We start from the raw sequence: 24,207 nt of genomic DNA on the forward strand, positions 1-24,207 counted from the left end.
CTATTCACGCTCTCTTCCTATTAATAAAAAAGCTATGCTGCCTATTAATTGAATAAAAAGTATAATCAAAGCCCATGCCCACTTAGGTAAAAATTTTACTTTATCTACTGTTAATCTATATAAGCAGAAACCCATAAGAACTACCTCCAATAAAATTATAGGTGCAAGTAATTTTATTATATCTACTAAAGCCATTCCTTCAAACATATATTATTCCTCCTTTTTATATTTTCATAACTTTAACGTAATAAGAATCAAAAAGTTCATCATAATTTCAAAATATATATTATAAAAAGCAGCTTACCTTTCCTTAGTAATTTTAAACAAACTTTTGATTTCCTAAAGGGTAAAAAAATAGTTGCTAATTTCTTAGCAACTATTCTTTCTTTTTATTCTTTAATATTACTCGTGTTACTAATAGATAAATAAGAAGATTACTTGGCGTATTCATCAGTGCAAAAATTCCCCAAAGCCAATAGTATTTTTCTCTTCGTCTTCTTGCATCACAAAATACCCATGCTCCTTGGATTAATAAGATAGGAATAACTATTGCTAATATTATAATTAGTTGATTATTTGAAATCACCATTAAACTTCACTCCCTCTTCTTTTAGTTGCTAAGCTAGGTATTATTATCCAAGGAGCGATAATTACAATAAAAATCTGCGATATAATTAGTATCTTAGAATCTATTTTAATGATGGCTATGGCATATGAAGAAAGAATTATAAAGGACGATAATATAAATAAAATAAATTCTTTTTTAGCCTTCCTGTTTTCGCTTATAGACTCTCCTTGCTCTATTATGCTTAGGGTATCTATCTGAAAATCAAATATATCTTCATTTAACACATCCATTTTCTTAACTGTGGAATTTAGTTTACTTTTAAATTCTGAAGCTTCACTACTATGATTTGTGTTATTATCCACTTTCCCCTTAGCTTCATTGTAAAATTCATCAATTAAAAAATTTTTAATCTCATCAGAATCCTTCATTCATATTATCTCCTTTTTCTCAATTTCTTTTATTATATATTTCACTGCATAATGAAGCCTTGACCGAACTGTTCCAAGTGGACAGTTTACAATTTCAGATATTTCCTCATAATTATAACCATAATAGTGTTTTAAAATAAATACTGCTCTTTTCTCATATGGTAACTTTAAAATTATCTTCATTATCTCTTTGTATTCATAATTTGCTATTACAACATCCTCTACTTGTTTGCCTCTATCAGCAAAATTTTCATCTATATACTGGAAAACTTTATTCTTTCTTAAATAATCTCTGTAAACATTAGTAGATATTTTTATTAACCATGTAGAAAACTTTGCTTTAGGCTCAAACTTGTTTATATTAAGCACAGCTTTGAGCAATGCATCCTGAACAATATCCTGTGCTAAGTGGGGGTCACCTACCATTTTAACAACATACCCTTTTAAAATATTAAGATTATCTTTTAAAAGAGTATTTAGTGCGCTTTTATTTCCATCCTTAGCCTTGCTAATAAGCTCTAGCTCATCCAATAATAATCACCCCTAACAATCTTTAAACGAAAATAATGATCAAAAAGTTCACTATATTTATATGATTGCTTATTTATATTTAATTTGTTATATTTAATTTGTTATATTTAATTCTGTTTTCTTTTAAATAAAGTGCAATACTTACCATAATTAAAAACACGCTATGTAATAAATAAAAATATTCATTATCATTTAAAACTTATTAGAGGATACCTCATTGGCATCCCCTCTACTTTGTAAAACTTTTTTCTATTTTTCACAACTTTTTTCCCCATAAATTTTATGTAATATTAAATCGTATTCACCTAACTTATCAGCTAACATATGCCAATTTTTATGTTCAGCATTTGCGACATTCACTTGATTTTTCTCGACTATTTCCAGTCTTGAGCTAATATCAACAAGATCCTTTTTCATTTCAATTAACATTTCTTTAATTTCATTATCCATAATTTTCTCCTTTAAGATTTTATTTTATATAAAACATACTATATGACCATTTCCTTCTTATCAACATTAGAATTATATATTATTCCTAATAGAATTAATATGCCACCAATAATTTTCCCCTTTGAAACAAATCCCACTCTAAAATAATCAATTAATATGCCTGTAAAAAGCTGACCCATAAATATAAGCAAGGTAGTATATATGGTAGATATCTTAGGGATTACAATATTAGTACTTGCAACAACTATAACTCCTAGCAATCCGCCTAAAAAGGCCCATACTGGTATGCTATTATAACTAACTAATGATATGTTTATAGAATTTCTCACTAGAATCATAAGTAATATTGTACTAAATATCCCTACTATATAGTTTATAAGAGTACCTTGAAAAACTCCTATTCTTTTAGCTAGATGTGAATTTACAATCATGGATATTATAGTAATTGATCCACATAAAATTGCTAAAATTATATATAACATATTTATCCCCCTATTATTTAAGATACTATCATTGTAATTAGGCCTATAAATATTACAAAAAATCCAATAATTTTTTTCTTTCTAAACTTATATATATTTAATCCAAATAGGCCATAATGGTCAATAAAACAGGCTAATATTAACTGTCCCAATATACCTAATGATAAAGTTAAAGATGCCCCTAATAAATTGAAACACAAATTACTTAAAAACACCATAAAAACTCCTAGAAAACCACCGCTGAATAAATATAATGGAATGTCTTTAGAGAGCTTAAAGTTCTCTTTTTTAAATATTAAGACAGCAACTACAACGATAAGGCCCACTATGTGAATTATAAGTATTGAAACATATTGATCTGTATAATTTGACAAAACCCCATTAAAACTAATCATTATAGCAATTAATATACCTATAAATATCGCATATACTTTATACATTTTATTTCCCCCATTTTTTAATAATATCGCCTACCCCTTTTATAAGATTAGCATAAAATTTTAGGATATATGACGTATGTCATGTTTTGTTTGAATTTAATATGCAAAAATGAAACGAACAACTATAATAATAATACTCGTATAACATATATAATAAGTAATTGTTTTCATTCTTACATCTACAGGGGGTAACCTTATATGAAGCGTATAAATTATCAAACTGATATAGGTATTTGTATAAAAAATTATAGTTTTTAATTTTTTTGGAAAGATGTGAAAAAATATATGGAGCTTCATTCTTTTGATAAGAATAGTCACATTGTCAAAACTAATGACTAAATAAATTATTTGTATTTCCTGAGAAAGATAAATAATTATATATACTATTTTAGATATAATTGCATTGGAAATGCTTGCTAGAGATTTATATAAATAAGGTATATATCCCTACAAGTTTGTTGCTTATAGCAATATATACCCTTTTTCTCAGCTGAAGTACAATGCTATAAGTTAACATGATTTTTAACTAACTTCAGTGCCTCATTTTCTTTACACAATATAAATTTTATCTAATTCCGTTCATTTTACCTTTAAGTGCTTTAACCCTACCATTCACATAATTAGTAAGCTCACGCATATTGTCTTTTATTTCATTTGGAGCACTAGTAACCATTGTAATTATATCTAATTTATTACCCTTTATTTCTTTAGCAACTTCATAAGCTAAGCATTTGTTTTTCATTTTCCAATAGGTAACGTTGAATTGATCTGCTTGACGTTTATTATAATACCCTTTTTCTATACCAAACTGAAATAAATCTGCTGCTGACTCTAATTCTTCTAAATCTTGAACATCTATTGTCTCATTAACTAAATCTTGAAATGTTTTCATTATAGCTCTCCTTTTTAACAGGTAATATTAATAGTCTTTTTTATCATAATTATAATATCGCCTAGTTCTTTGTTTTTAGAAAGTCACTCTTTACTAAATCTTTTCCACAACTTTTATATTTTAACACATATTAAAGAGTAAATAAATTATATCTATAACAATTTTATAACTCTATGGTTATTCTGTCAAATTAAGAAGTATATTATAACTTAAAATATACTTATATATATACATGCACTATGCAAAATAGTGTTTAGCCAATAATTGCAACCTCTTTTCTACATAAAATCACAAAACTTACTATATATAACTATAGTAAAATATTATATTATTGTAACATGTAAACATTTAATTCTCAATAACCCCTTCTTTAATACAATTGACAAATATTATATAAATTATTCCTTATTTCTTTAAGTATATATAATATAAAAATAAGGTTGATAATTAAATTATCAACCTTAACTTTATATTACATATGAATAAAACTAATTATAGTAGTATTATTTATTCGCTTTTTCTACTCTGATAGTTTTACCTTTTATTGTTGATTTTTTAAGAGCTTCTAGAACTAGCTTACCCTTTCCATTCATAATGTCAACATTTGAAAAATTATCTTGAATATTAATAATACCTATATCATCAGCATCAACATCCTTGATGTTGCAAATAGTTCCTACAATATCCACAGTCCTTATCTTTTTCTTTTTGCCTGCACTAATGTATAATTTCATAATATCTTTACTAAAATTAGATTCTTTTGTTTTTTTGATGACAGGTTTAGTATCATGCTTTTCATAAAATGCGTCTTTGCATAACTCCGACTCTTCTTTTGACGGAATTTCCGCTTTAGGTATTTCCATACCAATATACTGCTCTATGGCTTTTAGAAATTTATTTTCATAGTGAGTGCTAAAGGTTATGGCTTTTCCTTTTTTTCCTGCACGTCCTGTTCTACCTATTCTATGTACGTAATTACCTATTTCGAGTGGTAAATCATAATTTATAATATGAGTTATATTTTCTACGTCTATTCCCCTAGCTGCAACATCTGTAGCCACTAAGAATCTAAATTCGCCTTTTTTAAATCTTTCCATAGCATCTAATCTGTCATTTTGAAGCATACCTCCATGTATTTTAATGCATGAATAGTAACGATTCTTCATTTGTACAGTTATTGAATCAACATTTTCTTTTGTCCTACAAAATACAATACAAGAATCTGGATTTTCAATATAAAGTATTTTTTTAAGTACACTGAATTTTTTGTCTTCCTCTACCTCGTAGCAAACCTGATCAATTTTATCAACGGTTAATTTTTCAGGGTTTATTTCTATTTTTACAGGATTCACCATATATTTAGCGCATATTGCTTCGATTGATTCTGGAATTGTAGCTGAAAATAACATAGTTACTCTATCTTTAGGAACAGATTTAATAACCTCTTCTACCTGTTCTATAAATCCCATACTAAGCATTTCATCTGCTTCGTCTAGTATTAGATACTTTACCTTATCTAATTTAATATTACCCCTATCAATATGATCTAAAGTTCTTCCTGGCGTACCTACAATCACGTGAACCCTTTGCTTTAGCTGTTTTTTTTGCATCTCAATAGGTTGCTTACCAAAAACAGCTATTGCTCTAATTTTTTTATATCTTCCGATATTTGTTATATCTTGACTTACTTGAAGCGCTAATTCTCTAGTAGGTGTCAATACTAATGCTTGAGGTTCTGTTTCCTCTATATCTGCACCTTCACAAAGTGGAATAGCAAAGACAGCTGTTTTTCCACTTCCTGTCTGTGATTTCACTATAATATCATTACCTTTAAGAGCTAAAGGTATTGCCGCAGCCTGTACATCTGAAGGTTTTTTATATCCTAAATTATTAATTGCTTTCAATATTTCTTCACTAATATTAAATTCCTCAAACTTCATGTTACTCATTTTAACTTCCCCTCTTTGTTTCATATATAGTTTTTAGGTATAACTCATATAAATTTTAACTCATAAGTCTATATTATACCATGTTTAAATTTATTATTCCTGTTATAAATATTTAAACACTATAAATAAGTTTTTCGATAGGCGAAATTGTTATATTAAGTAGTGCAGGATTTATTTTTGGCTGGGATAGAGCACTGTATTCTCTTATAGCATATTTCATAGCTTTTAAAGCAATTGATGTTATTGTGGAAGGGCTTGATGAATCTAAAGCTGTAATGATTATCTCTGAGAGGCATAAAGATATATGTGAAGCGATAGTTGCTAGGCTTGGCAGGGGAGTAACCATTCTTGCTGGTAGGGAGGATATAAGGGAATTTCTAATGTAATTCTAATCTTTTACTAATTAATATCTAATCCTCCTATTTTATAATAAAAACATAGAAAACAATCACCCAACTAAAGTGGCTTAATGTTTTTCCATGATAAAATAAGGAGGAATTTAAATGACAATAAATTTAGAACAAATTGATGAATTAAGAAAAAGAGCTAATGTCAGCTATGAGGATGCTAAAAATGCATTAGAGGAAAGTGAAGGGAATCTTATTGAAGCTTTAATTTATCTTGAAAAACAAAACAAGATTAAACCCGAGAAAACCCCATTTAGCGAAAATAAATTTATTAGAAAAATAAAAATAATAATTAAAAAAGGAAACGAATCTAAATTAATTATCAAAAAAAATGATGTAGTTGTATTAAATCTTTGCTTAACACTCTCAGTTATAATAACTGTAGTAGTTCCACCACTGGTAATTGCAGCATTGATATTTGCTCTTGCAACAAACCACAAAATAAGAATTCAAAAGAAAGATACTGAAAGTTGTGAGGTAAACAATATTTTTGATAAAATGTCAGTTGTGGTTAATAAAGTAACTACAAAAATTAATGAAGAGTTTAAAACTGAATAAATTATTATAGCCCAGTAACCTACATTTTATATAATGTAGGTTTTTTTTTAGAAACAAAAAATATGAAGCTAATTGTCTGCAATTAAATTAAAATTAATATATAATAAAACTATTGTTATTAATTTAATCGTCTATATTATTTAATAATAAGACAAAGTATTTTAATGTAACATATTTGGGAGGTATAGATATACATGAGCGGACAAAGAATTTTAATAATTGAAGATGAAATAAAGATAGCACGGTTTCTTGAGTTAGAACTAATTTATGAGGGTTACATAGTTTCACAATGCCATGATGGACGTGAGGGGTTAGATAAAGCCACGAGTGGAATATTTGACCTGATACTCCTAGATATTATGCTTCCTTCTTTAAATGGACTAGAGGTCTTAAGAAGGCTAAGGCAAGTGTCAGCCGTTCCTATTATAATGCTTACTGCAAAAGATGAGGTAATGGACAAAGTTATGGGACTTGACATAGGAGCGAATGACTATATGACTAAACCTTTTGCAATTGAAGAATTACTTGCACGAATAAGAACTGCATTAAAAAAGACACCAATTTTAAAGGAAATCTTAAATATATTAACTATTGGAGAATTGACTATAGACTTAGATCAGCATATGGTTACCTTTAAAAATAACCACATAGAACTAACTAAGACCGAATTTGATTTACTAAAATTTCTAATAGAAAATAAAAATATTGTTCTTTCAAGAAATAAAATTATTGATATTGTATGGGGATATGAATATATGGGTGATACTAATGTAGTAGATGTGTACATTAGATATTTAAGAAGCAAAATAGATGATAAATTTAACAAAAAGTTCATTCACACAGTGCGAGGGGTGGGATATCTTTTAAAAGATGAATAATCTAAAGTTTCTCTTTAAATATATATTACAATTTTTAAAATTTTTATACAAGATTACAACGATAGTATTAACTTTTATACCCAGAATTTTAAAAATACTAACTTATAATATTAATAAACGGTTAAAATTTTCTATTAGTTTTAAAATGACTGCTATATATACTCTTATTTTTTCTATTTTACTATTTCTATTAAGTATTGGTTTAATTATAGGCTTTAGGTTATATTTGATCAATGAAGTTCACGATGAACTTACTAAATATAGTACAGTGGCTAATAATTATACTAAGTTAAGCAAAAACCTTAAAGATTTTAATATTAATGTTTTTTCAAATATAAAATATGTAACCTTAAGTGTTTTTGATGAAAAAGAAAGTTTGGTTTACTCCACTGAAAAAAACAAAAATAATGTAGTTTTTAATAAAGATAGTCCACCTTTTACTTTAATTAATGAAACAAATCAACAATTAGTTTATGTAACTACTAAAGTATCTCTTAAAAATAACATCTATTTCATTCAATTCTCTAAAAATTTAATAAGGGAAAATTTATATTTAGGAATCTTCGCGTCTATTATATCCATATTAAATATACTTTCTTTAATTTTTACATTAAGCATAGGCTCTAAAACAAGTAAAAAAATGCTATTACCTATAAAAAATATGACAAAAACTACACAAGCTATTTCAATTAATGCCTTGGAAAGAAGATTGAATGTTAGCAATTCTCATGATGAATTGAAACAACTAGCGGAAACCTTTAATGATATGTTAGATCGTATTCAAAATTCCTATGAAATGCAAAATCAATTTGTATCGGATGCCTCACATGAACTCAGAACTCCCATAGCCGTTATACAAGGTTATGTAAATATGCTGTATCGTTGGGGAAAAGATGATAAAGAAGTCCTTGAAGAATCTATAATAGCTATTAAAAGCGAGTCCGAAAATATGAAGGATCTAGTGGAAAAGCTTCTCTTCCTTGCCAGAAGTGATAAGAATTCTCAGAAAATCTACAAAGAAGAGTTTAATATTAATATTTTAATAGATGATATTATTAAGGAAACAAAACTAATTGACGCAAGCCATGTAATTACAACTAATATAAATGAAGAATTGCTTATATATGCAGATAAAAAATTATTAAAGCAAGCGATACGTATTTTTATTGATAATAGCATAAAGTATACACCAATTGGTGGAAGTATAAATTTAAATAGCTATGTAAAAAAGAAGAATTTAATCCTTGAAGTTATAGATACAGGAATAGGTATTCCTAAAGATGATCTTCCCTATATCTTTAATAGATTTTATAGATGTGATAAATCAAGAGCAAAAGATAGTGGTGGAACAGGCCTTGGATTGTCAATATCAAAATGGATAATTGGAATACATAATGGTTCCATTGTAGTCGAAAGCAGATTGAATATAGGAACGAAAATCATTATTGGACTTCCAATAGGTAAACAAATATAGCATAAAAAAGCAACAGTGCATTAGGGTACACTGTTGCTTTTCTATATGTTATAAACTATTTTATACTTTACTTAATCTATTATTCGAACACTTTTATATACATTTCTTTTATTTCTTTGATTAATGGGTATCTTGGATTAGCACCTGTACATTGATCATCAAACGCTAATTCACACATTTCATCTAATGTAGCATAGAAATCATCTTTCTTAATTCCTGCTGCACTTATTGATTTTGGAATGTTAACTTGATCTTTTAATTTCTGTATAGCTTTAATTAATAATTCTACTTTCTCATCCTCTGTATTTCCACCTAATTGTAAAGCATCTGCAACTTCTGCATATCTACTCTTAGCTTGTGGGAATTCATATTGTGCAAAAGTTCCCATTTTTCTTGGATTCTCTACTGCATTGTATTTTATAACTTCATTAATTAATAATGCGTTAGCAACGCCATGTGGTACATGATGTTTTGCTCCCAATTTATGAGCCATTGAATGACAAACTCCTAGGAATGCATTACCAAATGCCATAGCAGCCATTGTTGAAGCATGAGCCATACCTTCTCTTGCTTTTACATTTGTTGGTCCTTCACTATATGCAAGTGGTAGGTTCTTGAATATTTCTTTTACTGCTTCTAAAGCAAGACCATTAGTAAATGGTGTAGCAAGTATTGATACATAAGATTCAAGAGCATGAGTTAAAGCATCTATACCTGAAGCTGCTGTTAATCCTCTTGGCATATTCATCATTAAATCAGCATCAACTATTGCCATATTAGGAAGTAGTTCATAATCAGCTAAAGGATATTTAGCTCCTGTAACTTCATCAGTGATTACTGCAAATGGTGTAACTTCTGAACCAGTACCTGCTGTAGTAGCACAAGCAACCATATAACATTTTGAACCCATTACTGGGAATGTATATACTCTCTTTCTAATATCCATAAATCTCATAGCTAAATCTTGGAATCTTACTTCTGGGTGTTCATACATTACCCACATGATTTTAGCTGCATCTATTGGTGATCCTCCACCAATTGACATAATTGTATCTGGTTGATATTGGTTTAATACTGCAACACCTGCTCTAGCAGTAGCAAGAGTTGGATCTGGCAATACCTCTGAGAATATTTTAAAGTCCATTCCAAGTTCTGTAAATACTCTTGTAGCTTTAGCAACAACACCAAGATCAACAAGAATCTGATCAGTTACTATAAGTACTTTTTTCTTACCTAATACATTCATTTCTTTTATTGCAAGTTCAAGACAACCATATTTGAAATAAACTCTTTGTGGAACTCTAAACCAAAGCATATTTTCTCTCCTCTCAGCTACGTTCTTAATATTCAATAATTGTTTTATTCCAACGTTTTCTGAAACAGAATTTCCGCCCCATGATCCACAACCAAGTGTTAATGAAGGAGTAGTCTTAAAGTTGAATAAATCACCTATACCACCATGAGATGTTGGCATATTAACCAATATTCTTCCTGTTCTCATAAGTGAACTCCACTTAGCTATTCTTTCTTTAGACTTAATTGCATTTGTCCACAATGCTGAACTATGACCATATCCGCCAAGAACAACAAGTCTTTCTGCCTTAACTAAAGCTTCTTCAAAAGTTTTAACTCTATACATACCAAGAACTGTAGATAGTTTCTCATGTGAGAATTCTTCTTCAAGTTCTACACTTTCAATTTCTCCTATAAGAACTTTAGTTTCTTCTGGAACTTTGAATCCACCAAGTTGTGCAATATATGAAGCTTGTCTACCAACCTGTTTAGCATTTAGTCTACCATTAACTAATATTACTTTTCTTATTTTCTCAGTTTCATCTTTTGTAAGGAAATAAGCTCCTCTTTTGATGAATTCTTTTTTAGCTTCTTCATAAACACTATCCATAACTATGACAGTCTGTTCTGAAGCACATATTGTTCCATAATCAAAATTCTTAGAAAGTAATATTGAACTTACAGCAGTTTTAATATCAGCTGTATCATCAACAATTACTGGTGTATTTCCTGAACCAACTCCAACAGCAGGTTTACCTGATGAATAAGCGGCTTTAACCATTCCTGGACCACCTGTTGCAAGTATTAAATCTGCTTCTTTCATAACAAGACCTGAAAGTTCTATAGTAGGCTCGTCTACCCATGCAATTATATCTTTTGGTGCGCCTGCTGCTACTGCTGCATCTCTTACTATTTTGATTGCTGCAATAGTACATTTTTTAGCACCTGGATGTGGTGAAAAGATTATACCATTTCTAGTTTTTAATGCTATAAGAGCTTTAAATATTCCTGTAGAAGTTGGATTTGTAGTTGGCACAACAGCTGCTAGTACTCCAATTGGTTCATAAATTTTTGAGATACCGCCAGCTTGATCATGTTCAAAAACTCCAACAGTTTGAGAATTTTTATAAGCATTGTATATATATTCTGATGCGTAATGGTTTTTTATTACCTTGTCCTCTACAAGTCCCATTCCTGTTTCTTCAACTGCTAATTTTGCTAATGGGATTCTTGCAACATTTGCTGCAATAGATGCTTCTTTAAATATATGATCTACTTGTTCTTGAGTAAAAGTAGAGAACTTCGTTTGAGCCGCTCTAACTTCCGCCATTCTAATTTTTAATTCTTCAGCGTTTGTAACTAATTCTGTAGTTGTCTTCTTTGGTTGTTCAACATTTGCCACTTTCATATTAACACCTCTCTCATAAAATTTGAGTGTTTAAAACAAACTATAAATATGATATTTGTTATAAATTAACTCTTAAAACTATATTTTATAATCAAATAGAATGAACTCCTCATATTTACTTACACTATATTTATTAGCATTTTCTGTGCCAATATACATATATATTTTTTATTTTTTTTAGATGGTGAATTCACAACCTATTCTTATGCTATTTTAAAAAATTTTCTAATCACAATACTCTAATTGTTCCATTTGGTTACACTTCAACTAAAAATGACTGTTCAATTATGGAACTATGTTCAATTTTGGAACAGTCAATGTTATATTTTTCAATTTTTCTGTATAAAGTGTTTCTTCCAATTTTCAAAATATTTGCTGCTAAGGTCATATTACCTTTAACCTGTTTTATAACTTTGCTTATGTGTAGTTTTTCCATCATTTCCAAACTAAGATTTGTATCCAATTTTATAGTGTTTTTATTAACTTGAGTTACTTCATTACTAATGTTAAGTTGAATTGCTTCAGAATTTACAATTCGTTCAACTGCATTTTCTAATTCTCTTACATTTCCTGGCCAATCGTACTCCATAAGATATTTCATATATGCCTCCGGAATATCCACAATTCTTTTATTAAGCATTTTTGATGTCTTATTCATATAATAATTTACCAATTGAGGTATATCATCTTTTCTTTCTCTAATTGGTGGTAAATTTAAGGGCATCACATTCAATCTATAATAAAGGTCTTTTCTAAAGTTTCCTTTCTCAATTTCATCTTTTAGATCCTTATTTGTAGCTGCCATAATCCTTACATCAATTGGTATCTGTTCTGAACTGCCAATCCTAGTAATTGCACTCTCCGCAATTACTCTCAATAATTTAATCTGCATATCTATAGGCATTTCTCCTATCTCATCTAGGAAAATCGTACCTCCATCTGCGATTTCAAATTTTCCAGCATTGCCACCTTTTTTTGCACCAGTAAATGCTCCATCTTCGTAACCAAATAGTTCTGACTCTACAAGTGCCCTTGGAATCGCGCCACAATTTACTGCTATAAAAGGTTCATCTTTACGAATACCATAATTATGAATAGACTGCGCAAAAACCTCCTTACCAGTACCACTTTCGCCAGTTATTAATACTGTAGATTTACTTTCTGCAATCTTTTTTGCATAGTCAATTGTTTTCATAAATGTTTTATTTTTTCCCATCACTTTATCAAAAGTATATACAGCCTGGCCACTCAACATTTTTCCTGCAATTTTTCTACTCTTTTTTAACTCGTAGAGCACGAGAGTTATTTCCTCTAGATTCATTTTTAAATCATATATCGGATACAACGTCAGGGTATATTGTAATTTATTTACCCTTGCATTTATATAAACGTCTTTATCAATAAAGGTACCCTTAACCTTAAGTTGTCCTAATATTTCACTCCAGTTTTGAATCAACTCAGGGATTATAATTTTTCTCATTTCATTTTCACTATAACCAAACATTCTAACTACTTGTTTATTCATTGCTGTAATATTTCCTATTACATCACAAGTCAAAATTCCAGCAGAAATCGAATTGATTGTGGTCTCTAATCTTTTTTTTGAAATCTCAAGCATTGAATTATATTTATTGATTTCAAACATTTTTTCTATTGCATCCGCTGCAGCAACTACCATTCCGAGAGTATGTGGATTAACATTTTCTATATATCCTGTTAAGTCAATTATTCCAATAACCTTTCCATTTAAGTCCTTAATTGGTGCTGCAGAGCATGTCCATTTATGATATGCTTCCATAAAATGTTCCTTTCCAGAAATCTGAATTGGTACTTCTTCGGATATTACAAGGCTCATTGCATTAGTTCCAATATGTGTTTCATCCATATATGCCCCTGTTATCATTTTGAACTTTATTGCCTCAGATAATATCCTTTCATCTCCTATTACTTTTAGGATACATCCATTACTGTCACATAATATTGCAAAGAAATCGGAACCACTTACAAAATCATATAAATGATTCATAAATGGAATAGCAGTTAAAATAAGCTCTTTGTTTTTCTCAAGAATATTCTTATTTTCAACGTTATTCAAAATTAAGGTACTAAACAAATTTTTCACTAACATTTTTGTTGACCTACATCTATTATGAGACTCCTCAATATACCCTTTCATATTAAATCATCCTTCCTACTTTATTATTCCTTTTCAAACTTTAAATCTCATTCGCCATTTAATTAATTAAAACAGATTGTTCTTCTATTTAAGCTGAGTCTTGTTCAGTTCCATCTACGTTTTTCTCCGCACTGGCTGATAACTCTTGCAAAATTGCTATAATTTCATTTTTTATTCCCTTTAACTTCTATATTTTGATGTTACTTTAATAATATCACCTCTTCTATTTTGAGCTTTTTATAATAGATTACATATTTGATTTTAGCTTATTTATGTTTAGATTATATCACAATATTGCTACAATTGAAAACGGTTTTGTATACCGTTTACATTCGTATAATGATATCACCGTTATAATGAATTATGAAAACATTAGGCAATCAGTTGAGAAAGTTCTTTCCCATAAAAAAAGTTTATAAAACATAAAAAAGCACCAGTGCATTAGGGGACACTGCTACTTTTCTATATGTTATAAACTCTTAAATATTTACTTTCAAAGTTTACTTGTTATTGGTTAATCTATTATTCGAAATTTTTGATATACATTTCTTTAATTTCTCTGATTAATGGATATCTTGGATTAGCACCTGTACATTGATCATCAAACGCTAATTCACACATTTCATCTAATGTAGCATAGAAGTCTTCTTTTTTAACTCCTGCTGCACTTATTGATTTAGGAATGTTAACTTGATCCTTTAATACCTGGATAGCTTTAATTAGTAATTCTACCTTTTCGTCATCTGTATTTCCACCCAATTTTAAAGTATCTGCAACATTAGCATATCTATGTTTAGCATCTGGATATTCATATTGTGCGAAAGTACCTTGTTTTCTTGGGTTATCTGTTGCATTGTATTTTATAACTTCATTAATCAATAATGCATTAGCAACGCCATGTGGTACATGATGTTTTGCTCCCAATTTATGAGCCATTGAGTGACAAACTCCTAGGAATGCATTACCAAATGCCATAGCAGCCATTGTTGAAGCATGAGCCATACCTTCTCTTGCTTTTATGTTAGTTGGGCCCTCACTGTAAGCTAGTGGTAACCACTTGAATATTTCTTTTACTGCTTCTAAAGCAAGTCCATTAGTAAATGGTGTAGCAAGTATTGATACATAAGATTCAAGAGCATGAGTTAAAGCATCTATACCTGAAGCTGCTGTTAGTCCTCTTGGCATATTCATCATTAAATCAGCATCAACTATTGCCATATTAGGAAGTAATTCATAATCAGCTAAAGGATATTTACTATGTGTTACTTCATCAGTAATTACTGCGAATGGTGTAACTTCTGAACCAGTACCTGCTGTTGTAGCACAAGCAACCATATAACATTTTGAACCCATTACTGGGAATGTATATACTCTCTTTCTAATATCCATAAATCTCATAGCTAAATCTTGGAATTTAATTTCTGGGTGTTCATACATTACCCACATGATTTTAGCTGCATCTATTGGTGATCCTCCACCAATTGACATAATTGTATCTGGTTGATATTGGTTTAATACTGCAACACCTGCTCTAGCAGTAGCAAGAGTTGGATCTGGCAATACCTCTGAGAATATTTTGAAATCCATTCCAAGTTCTGAGAAAACTCTTGTAGCTTTAGCTACAACACCAAGATCAACAAGAATCTGATCAGTTACTATAAGTACCTTTTTCTTGCCCAATACATTTAATTCTTTTATTGCAAGTTCAAGGCAACCATATTTGAAATAAACCCTTTGTGGAACTTTAAACCAAAGCATATTTTCTCTCCTCTCAGCTACGTTCTTAATATTTAATAATTGTTTTATTCCAACGTTTTCTGAAACAGAATTTCCACCCCATGATCCACAACCAAGTGTTAATGAAGGAGTAGTTTTAAAGTTGAATAAATCTCCTATTCCACCATGAGAGGTTGGCATATTTACCATAATTCTTCCTGTTCTCATAAGTGCACTCCACTTAGCTATTCTAGCTTTAGACTTCATTGGATTAGTCCACAATGCTGAACTGTGACCATAGCCCCCAAGTACAACAAGTCTTTCTGCCTTAGCTAGTGCTTCATCAAAAGTTTTAACCCTATACATACCAAGAACTGTAGATAATTTTTCGTGAGAGAATTCTTCTTCAAGTTCTACACTTTCAATTTCTCCTATAAGAACTTTTGTTTCTTCTGGAACTTTAAATCCTCCAAGTTGTGCAATATATGAAGGTGCTCGACCAACCTGTTTAGGATTTAATCTACCGTTAACTAATATTACTTTTCTTATTTTTTCTGTTTCGTCTGGTGTAAGGAAATAAGCTCCCCTTTTAATAAATTCTTTTTTAGCTTCTTCATAAATACTATCCATAACGATTATAGTCTGTTCTGAAGCACATATCGTTCCATAATCAAAATTTTTAGAAAGTAAAATTGAACTTACAGCAGTTTTAATATCAGCTGTATCATCAAAAATTACTGGACAATTTCCTGAACCAACTCCTACAGCTGGTTTTCCTGATGAATAAGCTGCATGAACCATTCCTGGGCCACCTGTTGCAAGTATTAAATCTGCTTCTTTCATAACAAGACCTGAAAGTTCTATTGTAGGCTCGTCCACCCATGCTATTATATCTTTTGGTGCGCCTGCTGCTACTGCTGCATCTCTTACTATTTTGATTGCTGCAATAGTACATTTTTTAGCACCTGGATGTGGTGAAAAGATTATACCATTTCTAGTTTTTAATGCTATAAGAGCTTTAAATATTCCCGTAGAAGTTGGATTTGTAGTTGGCACAACAGCTGCTAGTACTCCAATTGGTTCGTATATTTTTGAGATACCGCCTGCTTGATCATGTTCAAAAACTCCAACAGTTTGAGAATTTTTATAAGCATTGTATATATATTCTGAAGCGTAATGATTTTTTATTACCTTATCTTCTACAAGTCCCATTCCTGTTTCTTCAACTGCCATTTTTGCTAATGGGATTCTTTGCATATTTGCTGCAATAGATGCTTCTTTAAATATATGATCTACTTGTTCTTGAGTGAAAGTAGAGTACTTCGTTTGAGCTGCTCTAACCTCCGCCATTCTAATTTTTAATTCTTCTGCGTTTGTAACTAAAACTGTAGTTGTCTTTTTTGGTTCTTCAACATTTGCCACTTTCATATTAACACCTCTTTCATAAAATTTTGAGTGTTTAAAACTAACTCATAAACATAATTCTGAATGTTTAAATATTTGAATGTTTGAATGTGAATGTTTTATTGCTTGTCTACAATTTAGATTATAACATAATATTTTGACAAATGTAAACGGTTATATACTAAAGCTTACATTTAATTCATAGTATAGAAAAAAATAGATTGTTAAATGTTTAATTAGTTTAAACCTTTACACACTAATAGATTGTAGGTTATTTGCTTGTTTGCTGCATAGTATTTTTTTGTATATACTGTTAATATTTTAACAATGCATATATTTATTGTTTATATTTTAACAATGTGTGTGTTTCTTCGTAAATGTACTATATTGTTCGTTTTAAGCCATTTTCTATAAACCAAGAATAAGGCATAGTATTATTACCACGCCCTATTATCTTAAAACCTGCCCACTCATTATTTTCTTATTATTAAAATAAATGTTGAAATAATAATACGTTTGTATATTTTTAAGAATGCCTTATATTCTTTTTACAGATTTATCTCATTAAGTAATGCTTTAAGTTTCATAAGTTCTTCTTTAGTTATTGTAACCCCTTTTCCCATTTTCTCATGTTCTGGAGACCAATCTCTAATATCATACTTAGCCTCTTTATCATTCCAACTTATAAAATTTAATTCCTTTGACCACCCTTTACCGGATTCTGATAACTTTCCTAAAGTTTCTTTTATTTCATATTTAATATCTGCCACATTAAAACCTCCACTCTGTATTGTATTAGTGATATAGTTGAATTTTTATTATCTACATTATATATACCTGATAATATATTATTTACAAAACAATAGCTATCAATCAATATTATACTATAATAAGGCCTCCAAAACTTATATTATTAAGTTTGCTAAAATAAACTTGCTGAAATATACAAATATTTATGGATTATACTTATATTGTTTTACATACACAGTAGTTATGTGATATGATTAAATTTGGGTTTGTTCTTACATCTATTCAAATATTACATTTATTTAATAAGATGTTTTTAGGAAGCATATTTAAATTATTGTTTATAGCATTTAAATATGAAAATTTATCTCTTTAGTAAATTTTCTGACATTTACTTAATGTTACTTTTACAATGATTTAAATTAACTTCATTATGGGTAGTTTGATAACTATAAAATTATACTTATTAAAGAATATTATAAATTACAGAATGAATTTTGATATGATTGAGCAACAATTAAGATATATTGGAGAATAATAGTTATTATACATGTTATAATTATATTCAAAGGTATAACTATATTATATGAGGAGTGATATTATGCAAATAAGATTAGGCTACGTGGCCACGGCCTTAAAGGCAGTTAAAATAACTTCCGCCAGCACAGTAACTTATTCTACATATACTAAACAGTCAACAGATAGAGATAAGCTTGAAAAGCTACAAAAGGTAGCTGTATCAAACGTTAACGATTTGCATAAAATTTTAGAATACACTGTTAAAAACAATGTCCACTTTTATAGAATAACTTCTGCTTTAATTCCACTAGCAACTCATCCCGAAGTTACAAATTGGGAATTTAGAAGAATATTGAAAATGGACTTTGAATGGCTTGGAAATTTTATTAACAATAATAATTTGAGAGTAGATACTCATCCTGATGAATCTAATGTTATAAATAGTTCTAAGGAAGAAGTAATAAAGAATACTGCTAAAAATTTGCAGTTTCATGCAAATCTTTTTAAAGATCTTAGTTATCCTTTAGGAAAGATGGTATTACACATCGGAGGTAAAGAAGGTGGTAAACTTGCTGCTACAGAAAGATTCTTTAAAAACTTCAATAACTTACCAAAGGAAATTACAGATTTGTTAATTTTTGAAAATGATGATAAAAGTTTCACTACTAAAGAAGTACTAAACATATGCAAGGAAATAAATGTACCTATGGTATTAGATGTACATCATCATAACTGCAACAACGGTGGCGATGAACTAGAACCTATGTTAAAAGATATATTTGAAACTTGGGAAGGTCAACCACTATCACCAAAAGTACATTTCTCGAGCCCGAAAACTGGAGAAAAAGATAAAAAACATGCTGATTACATTGATGCAGAATCCTTCATTGAGTTTATTGAAAAATGTATTCCATTAGGAATAGACTTAGATGTCATGATTGAGGCAAAACTTGCAGAGTTATCCCTACATAAACTTTTAGACGAAGTAAAAGCTTTAAAGCCTGAATGGCTATGGCTTGATAATAGTACTATAGAATTTCTAGAAATATAATTCTTAAAAGACAAGACTTAAATGATATAACTATCGTTTAAGTCTTGTCTTTTTTTATAATGCTATATTTTATCTTAGTTTTCCCTAATTAAAATCTAATAACGCATTTAAATATGTAATATAAAAGAGGTATAAAAATAGATGGAAGCATATTACCAACTTTTATTCTTTTAATCTCTAGCATATTTGCACCAATTGCTACGATTAGTAATCCTCCAACCGCTGACATTTCATTAACTACAGACGCTATTAAGTATGGCTTCATAAGCGATGCTGTTAAAGTTATTATGCCTTGATATATAAAAACTGAAATAGCAGAAAAACAAACACCAATACCTAATGATGATGAAAAAATAATTGCGAATATACCATCTAGTAAAGATTTAGCATACAGTATACTATAATTTTTAGAAAGACCTCCCTCAAGTGATCCCATTATAGCCATCGCGCCTACACAAAATACCAAACTAGCAGTTACAAATCCATTCGCTAATTCATTTCGGCTTGAAATCTTCTTATCTAGCCAAGTTCCAACATTCTCTATACCTTTTTCAATATTTACTATTTCACCAATTAGGGTTCCTAATGTAAGACTAATAATTAGTAACAATATGTTATTTACCTGAAGAGCACCTTTTAATCCAATAATTATTACACATAGACCTAGAGCTTTCATAATTGTTTCGTTATGTGTATCAGAAATTTTATTTTTAAGTAATGACCCTACTAGCCCTCCAACCAATATTGATAACGAGTTAACAATTGTACCCACCATAAATATTTCACCGCCTCATTTCTACAATTTTTTTAACAATAATAATTATAGACTTAAACACTATTATTTTCCACTAAAAAAATTATTGTTTTTTCAACAGGATAGATATTTACTTTTTATAAGGTTAATGTTATAATTCATATAATATTAAAAGCTTAACGATCTATTAGAATAAGTCGTTAACTAATTAAATTTTAAATTCGTTGATCAGGAAGAGTAGTTAAAGCCATGCAATTTAAGAGAGCTGAGGATAGTGTAATCTCAGTATTGATAACTTTAGTGAATGGACCTGTTAGAAGTAACCCGAAATCATATTATGAGAGTAGTAGTTACCGGACGCCCACTGTTAAAAGGGCTAGAGTATTTTAGTGCTCGAATTATTAAGATATGCTCTATTTTTTAAGCATAATTTAGGTGGTACAGCGAATATCCTTCGCCCTAATACAGGGCGGAGGTTTTTTTATTTTAAAAAATATGGTTAGGGTGGTGTTTAATTTGTTGTTATGAGATTTACCTACTTACAAAATAATACCTTTAAATATAAATTACTTTAAAAAGGAGCTGCTTTTTATGAAAATAAATAAAATAATAATAACTTCTCTACTACTTGCAATAGGCCTTATATTACAACAAATTACGCCAGGCTTTTTCTTTGGAATGAAACCAGATCTTTTGTTGATATTTATGATTTTGTCTATAACCTTAACTAAAGATTTAAAAATCACTTTTATTACAGGAATAGTAGCAGGAATTCTATGTGCTTTAACTACGACTTTTCCAGGCGGTCAAGTTCCTAACATTATAGACAAAATAATAACTTCAATAATTGTATACGGCATTTATATAAAAATCAATTCTAATTCTCCACTTAAATTGGCAGGTATTTATTTTATTGGAACTTTAATAAGCGGAAGTATTTTTCTAGGTTCAGCTCTTATCCTATTTGGTTTACCAGCACCTTTTTTGATCTTATTTATAACTATAGTAATCCCTACTTCCGTACTTAACTCATTATTAGGATTTTTCCTCCATAGACTTATCATGAGTAACCCGGCAATCAAGAATAAATTTATAAACTTTTAAAAACAACACAATTAAGGAATATCAATATTAATTATCGTTCGTAAACACTATTTCAGTAATAAGTATTCTTTATAAAGAATTAAAGAACCAAGCTACAATTAAGAGCTTGATTCTTTAATAAAATATATTTTATTTTTGTTCAGGATAATATGCTTTAAAAGCGTCATCATAACCTTCTGGTTTTTTAAATTCCTGAACTTCACTTATAAAGGTTTTTTTATTTTCAGTTTGCTTTTCTTTAGTTACTTTTCTATTGCTATCATTTTCCATAAATAAACCTCCTCATTTTCTTTGCAACACAAAAACTTTATTGTATTGCTTATTTATAGTATTTGCAAGAATAGAAAATATATATATTTCTGAGTCAATTTATTTTTAGAAAATAATACAATTTTAACCTATAAAATTTTATTGGTTATTTTTAAAATATTTATACTGACGATTTCACAAAATGGCTAATATCTATAGTTTTCTACTTCATCCAATTTTTTCAGTAACTCATCAAATTCTTTCATATATTTGAGATATTCTTCAGTCGTAAATTGTGCTCTACAACCTATCTCATAAGGAACATTTAACGCTTCATTCTGAAGCTCTTTTCCTTTAATTGTAATTTGAATGAATACCTTTCTATCATCCTTTTCATCCTTTATCCTACATAGCTGTCTTTGACTTTCTAAGTTATTAATTATAGGAGTCAAAGTTCCAGTTTTCATCTTTAAATTATTACTCATATCTTTGAATGATATTTTTTCATGTTCCCACAAAATTAACATAACTAAGTATTGTGGATATGTTAATACTAACTTATCAAGTATAGGCTTATATAATCTAGTCATAGCCTTAGACGCAGAATATATTTTAAAACAAAGCTGATTACTTAATTTTAGTTCATCATACTCCATAAATCTAACTTCCTTTCCATAGAATTTAAATCTTTCATAAAAATAAATTTAAATTCTAATAGCAAATAATATTGCATTCAATTAATCTTATATGACTATTATATATAGTCCATATAATTTGTCAACTACACCTATTCTATTGCAGATATATCGCTCTTTTTGTTGCATAAACTCACATTACATTTTTAGTAAATTCGACTATATTCGACCATAGATTTATTTATGTTTTTCTGTTACAATAGACATATTGCATTGCCGAATCTCCTAGACGGAGAACGGGGGAATACCTTATGGGGTGAATCTCTTATTTTAGAGTAGGGTGCCTTTTACCCGAATCCGTCAACTAACCTCGTAGGCTTATAAAGGAGGACTCGTTATTATTAAATTAAATTTAAAAACTACTTTGTTAGCTTTAAGCCTTGCTTTAGTTAGTAGCAGCTCTGTATATGCTGCTTCATATAAAGTTAAATCAGGTGATACACTATATAAAGTTAGCAAATCCTACAACACAACTGCGAAAGTTCTTATGAAGAATAATGGACTTTCAAACAGTAACATATTTTCCGGACAAGTACTAGATGTTCCTACTAATACTTATAAAGTAGTTAGTGGTGACTCTATATATCTTATAGGAAAAAAATATAATATATCTATGGCTAAATTAAAAACTGCAAATAATAAGTCGGATAATACTATCCACCCTGGAGATGTCTTCAAAATCCCGACTTCTACAGATAATGGACAAGCTGTCCCAGCTGCACCAAAAAGTCCTACTGGAGTTATCAAGTATTCCAATAGTGACGTAGATTTACTAGCTAGATTAATAACTGCTGAAGCAGTTGGTGAAGGTCACGATGCTATGCTTTCAGTCGGAGCTGTAGTTGTAAACCGAGTTCAAAGTTCACAGTATCCAAATAGTATTAGCACTGTAATTAACCAAAAGAGTAAAGATTACTATCAATTTACTCCGGTTCAAAATGGTATGATTAATAAAGCTGCAAGCAAAGCTGCAATTGAAGCGGCAAATGAAGCTTTAAAGGGAACTGACCCAACTAAAGGTGCACTGTATTTTTATGATAATACTGTATCGAACAAATGGTTAACTTCAAAACCAGTTTCTACTTCCATTGGTAACCTAACCTTTGCTTTTTAAAAAAACATTGTGATTTGGTTTAAACAATAAAAAGAACTTCCATATTTATGGAAGTTTTTTTTATTTATGATAATAATCTGTTAATATAGATATCAAAAGTGTAATATATGCCCTTCTCAAATTTTTGTTTCTCTCCAATTGCAAACTTTTCCCACTGCTTATCATCATCTAAATTTACTAATACTTTATTGTGTTCATGCATTTTATATATTTTAGTTATGTATGCCTTATTGCAATATGAAATTAATTGAGAATAAATAGATTCTCCCCCAATTATAAATATGTCCTCATCATTATACTTTTTCAATTCTTGAAACAGTTCTTCCAGAGAATAACATAGAATTACACCTTCACATTTGTAGTTTTTGTTCTTGGTAAGCACTATATTAATTCTTTTCTCTAATGGCTTTTTATTTGGTAGAGATTCAAATGTGGTTCTTCCCATTACAACAACTTTTCCTTGAGTCTTATTTTTAAAATACTTCATATCTTCTGGTATTCTTTCTAGCAAGTTACAATTGTAACCAATACCCCATTCTAAATCAACCGCCGCTATTAAATTCATTTACTTCTCCTTCAATATTTTATTTATGACAAAATCAACAAATTACTATTTATTACTTATGCTTTGTACTTATTTGAATAATATACTTTAAGTAATCAAAAAAAATAAAATGACCAATTATAAACACATATTTGCGTTTATACAATTGCTCATTAAATCTTTTAGACTATTGGTCTCTCAAAATTAAACAGAGAATAGGTACGATTAATTACAATAGATGTTGAAGAATAATTAAATTCTTCTGTTATAAAGACCGAAGTCTCTATATCTACTCCCTAGAAAGGAGGTGATCCAGCCGCAGGTTCTCCTACGGCTACCTTGTTACGACTTCACCCCAATCACCGATCCCACCTTC

At 29.4% G+C, this 24,207-nt stretch carries 23 protein-coding genes, 1 rRNA gene, 1 pseudogene, 1 riboswitch and 1 other annotated feature; of the genes and pseudogenes, 7 read left to right on the forward strand and 18 right to left on the reverse strand.

The genetic code is table 11. The features are described from left to right. The 9 genes from LGK95_RS11685 to LGK95_RS11725 all read right to left on the reverse strand — a co-directional run bounded on the left by LGK95_RS11685 (position 1) and on the right by LGK95_RS11725 (position 5,740). On the reverse strand, positions 1–207 hold the full coding sequence (locus LGK95_RS11685) for a PLDc N-terminal domain-containing protein (RefSeq protein WP_226124967.1): 207 nt from the start codon (positions 205–207) through the stop codon (positions 1–3). 169 nt (positions 208–376) lie between these two features. Then, positions 377–589 carry a sigmaY antisigma factor component gene (locus LGK95_RS11690; RefSeq protein ID WP_226124968.1) on the reverse strand — a complete coding sequence of 71 codons (213 nt, stop codon included), beginning with the start codon at positions 587–589 and terminating at the stop codon, positions 377–379. After that, on the reverse strand, positions 589–996 hold the full coding sequence (locus LGK95_RS11695; protein ID WP_226124969.1) for a hypothetical protein: 408 nt from the start codon (positions 994–996) through the stop codon (positions 589–591). The genes LGK95_RS11690 and LGK95_RS11695 overlap by 1 nt, the downstream gene beginning before the upstream one ends. Further along, positions 997–1,527, reverse strand: coding sequence for an RNA polymerase sigma factor SigY (gene sigY / locus LGK95_RS11700; protein WP_226124970.1), 531 nt, complete (start codon positions 1,525–1,527; stop codon positions 997–999). It lies immediately after the preceding gene. 249 nt (positions 1,528–1,776) lie between these two features. Then, a complete protein-coding gene (locus tag LGK95_RS11705) occupies positions 1,777–1,977 on the reverse strand; it encodes a hypothetical protein (RefSeq protein ID WP_226124971.1) in 201 nt (66 codons plus the stop codon). Between the two features lie 38 nt (positions 1,978–2,015). Continuing rightward, positions 2,016–2,459: a DMT family transporter gene (locus LGK95_RS11710; RefSeq protein ID WP_226124972.1), complete on the reverse strand. Its 444-nt coding sequence runs from the start codon at positions 2,457–2,459 to the stop codon at positions 2,016–2,018. A 17-nt stretch (positions 2,460–2,476) separates the two neighbouring features. Then, positions 2,477–2,899: a DMT family transporter gene (locus LGK95_RS11715; RefSeq protein WP_226124973.1), complete on the reverse strand. Its 423-nt coding sequence runs from the start codon at positions 2,897–2,899 to the stop codon at positions 2,477–2,479. Between the two features lie 565 nt (positions 2,900–3,464). After that, the gene (locus LGK95_RS11720; RefSeq protein WP_226124974.1) at positions 3,465–3,791 is read right to left on the reverse strand and encodes a hypothetical protein; all 327 of its coding nucleotides are present in this window, start codon (positions 3,789–3,791) and stop codon (positions 3,465–3,467) included. A 503-nt stretch (positions 3,792–4,294) separates the two neighbouring features. Beyond that, on the reverse strand, positions 4,295–5,740 hold the full coding sequence (locus LGK95_RS11725; protein WP_226124975.1) for a DEAD/DEAH box helicase: 1,446 nt from the start codon (positions 5,738–5,740) through the stop codon (positions 4,295–4,297). A gap of 128 nt (positions 5,741–5,868) precedes the next feature. On the opposite strand from LGK95_RS11725, the pseudogene LGK95_RS11730 reads away from it, so the two are divergent. From LGK95_RS11730 to LGK95_RS11745, 4 genes and pseudogenes are all read left to right on the forward strand, one after another. Next, positions 5,869–6,126: pseudogene (locus LGK95_RS11730) on the forward strand (YitT family protein); the annotation flags it as partial. A gap of 117 nt (positions 6,127–6,243) precedes the next feature. After that, on the forward strand, positions 6,244–6,705 hold the full coding sequence (locus LGK95_RS11735; RefSeq protein ID WP_226124976.1) for a DUF4342 domain-containing protein: 462 nt from the start codon (positions 6,244–6,246) through the stop codon (positions 6,703–6,705). 194 nt (positions 6,706–6,899) lie between these two features. After that, positions 6,900–7,583, forward strand: a complete 684-nt coding sequence (locus LGK95_RS11740; protein ID WP_226124977.1) for a response regulator transcription factor — start codon at positions 6,900–6,902, stop codon at positions 7,581–7,583. Between the two features lie 268 nt (positions 7,584–7,851). Next, the gene (locus LGK95_RS11745; RefSeq protein WP_226124978.1) at positions 7,852–9,057 is read left to right on the forward strand and encodes a sensor histidine kinase; all 1,206 of its coding nucleotides are present in this window, start codon (positions 7,852–7,854) and stop codon (positions 9,055–9,057) included. 79 nt (positions 9,058–9,136) lie between these two features. Here LGK95_RS11745 and adhE (LGK95_RS11750) read toward each other — a convergent pair whose 3' ends face one another. The 4 genes from adhE (LGK95_RS11750) to LGK95_RS11765 all read right to left on the reverse strand — a co-directional run bounded on the left by adhE (LGK95_RS11750) (position 9,137) and on the right by LGK95_RS11765 (position 17,824). Continuing rightward, the gene (gene adhE, locus LGK95_RS11750) at positions 9,137–11,758 is read right to left on the reverse strand and encodes a bifunctional acetaldehyde-CoA/alcohol dehydrogenase (RefSeq protein ID WP_226124979.1); all 2,622 of its coding nucleotides are present in this window, start codon (positions 11,756–11,758) and stop codon (positions 9,137–9,139) included. A 256-nt stretch (positions 11,759–12,014) separates the two neighbouring features. Further along, the gene (locus tag LGK95_RS11755; RefSeq protein ID WP_226124980.1) at positions 12,015–13,934 is read right to left on the reverse strand and encodes a sigma-54-dependent Fis family transcriptional regulator; all 1,920 of its coding nucleotides are present in this window, start codon (positions 13,932–13,934) and stop codon (positions 12,015–12,017) included. Positions 13,935–14,456: 522 nt separating this feature from the next. Continuing rightward, positions 14,457–17,078, reverse strand: coding sequence for a bifunctional acetaldehyde-CoA/alcohol dehydrogenase (adhE, locus tag LGK95_RS11760; protein ID WP_226124981.1), 2,622 nt, complete (start codon positions 17,076–17,078; stop codon positions 14,457–14,459). A gap of 524 nt (positions 17,079–17,602) precedes the next feature. Beyond that, positions 17,603–17,824, reverse strand: a complete 222-nt coding sequence (locus LGK95_RS11765) for a YdbC family protein (RefSeq protein WP_226124982.1) — start codon at positions 17,822–17,824, stop codon at positions 17,603–17,605. A 578-nt stretch (positions 17,825–18,402) separates the two neighbouring features. Between LGK95_RS11765 and uvsE the strand changes: the two genes are divergently transcribed. Next, positions 18,403–19,371: a UV DNA damage repair endonuclease UvsE gene (gene uvsE, locus LGK95_RS11770; protein ID WP_226124983.1), complete on the forward strand. Its 969-nt coding sequence runs from the start codon at positions 18,403–18,405 to the stop codon at positions 19,369–19,371. A gap of 88 nt (positions 19,372–19,459) precedes the next feature. On the opposite strand, the gene LGK95_RS11775 is transcribed toward uvsE, so the two are convergent. After that, on the reverse strand, positions 19,460–20,146 hold the full coding sequence (locus LGK95_RS11775) for a DUF554 domain-containing protein (RefSeq protein WP_226124984.1): 687 nt from the start codon (positions 20,144–20,146) through the stop codon (positions 19,460–19,462). 194 nt (positions 20,147–20,340) lie between these two features. After that, positions 20,341–20,590: a binding site (T-box leader), on the forward strand. Positions 20,591–20,716: 126 nt separating this feature from the next. Here LGK95_RS11775 and LGK95_RS11780 point away from each other — a divergent pair. Next, complete coding sequence (locus tag LGK95_RS11780) at positions 20,717–21,229, forward strand: tryptophan transporter (RefSeq protein ID WP_226124985.1); 513 nt, start codon at positions 20,717–20,719, stop codon at positions 21,227–21,229. 129 nt (positions 21,230–21,358) lie between these two features. On the opposite strand, the gene LGK95_RS11785 is transcribed toward LGK95_RS11780, so the two are convergent. Together LGK95_RS11785 and LGK95_RS11790 are read right to left on the reverse strand one after the other, a co-directional pair. After that, on the reverse strand, positions 21,359–21,499 hold the full coding sequence (locus LGK95_RS11785) for a hypothetical protein (protein ID WP_226124986.1): 141 nt from the start codon (positions 21,497–21,499) through the stop codon (positions 21,359–21,361). 185 nt (positions 21,500–21,684) lie between these two features. Then, the gene (locus tag LGK95_RS11790; protein ID WP_226124987.1) at positions 21,685–22,134 is read right to left on the reverse strand and encodes a MarR family winged helix-turn-helix transcriptional regulator; all 450 of its coding nucleotides are present in this window, start codon (positions 22,132–22,134) and stop codon (positions 21,685–21,687) included. Positions 22,135–22,377: 243 nt separating this feature from the next. Continuing rightward, a riboswitch (cyclic di-AMP (ydaO/yuaA leader) is annotated at positions 22,378–22,507 on the forward strand. A 30-nt stretch (positions 22,508–22,537) separates the two neighbouring features. Here LGK95_RS11790 and LGK95_RS22425 point away from each other — a divergent pair. Continuing rightward, a complete protein-coding gene (locus LGK95_RS22425; RefSeq protein WP_264174541.1) occupies positions 22,538–23,287 on the forward strand; it encodes a LysM peptidoglycan-binding domain-containing protein in 750 nt (249 codons plus the stop codon). A 64-nt stretch (positions 23,288–23,351) separates the two neighbouring features. On the opposite strand, the gene LGK95_RS11805 is transcribed toward LGK95_RS22425, so the two are convergent. After that, positions 23,352–23,852 carry a dihydrofolate reductase gene (locus tag LGK95_RS11805; RefSeq protein ID WP_226124988.1) on the reverse strand — a complete coding sequence of 167 codons (501 nt, stop codon included), beginning with the start codon at positions 23,850–23,852 and terminating at the stop codon, positions 23,352–23,354. A 279-nt stretch (positions 23,853–24,131) separates the two neighbouring features. Next, positions 24,132–24,207: ribosomal RNA gene (locus LGK95_RS11810) — 16S ribosomal RNA — on the reverse strand; the annotation flags it as partial.

Source organism: Clostridium algoriphilum (assembly GCF_020443705.1).
Lineage (GTDB): Bacteria > Bacillota > Clostridia > Clostridiales > Clostridiaceae > Clostridium_AD > Clostridium_AD algoriphilum.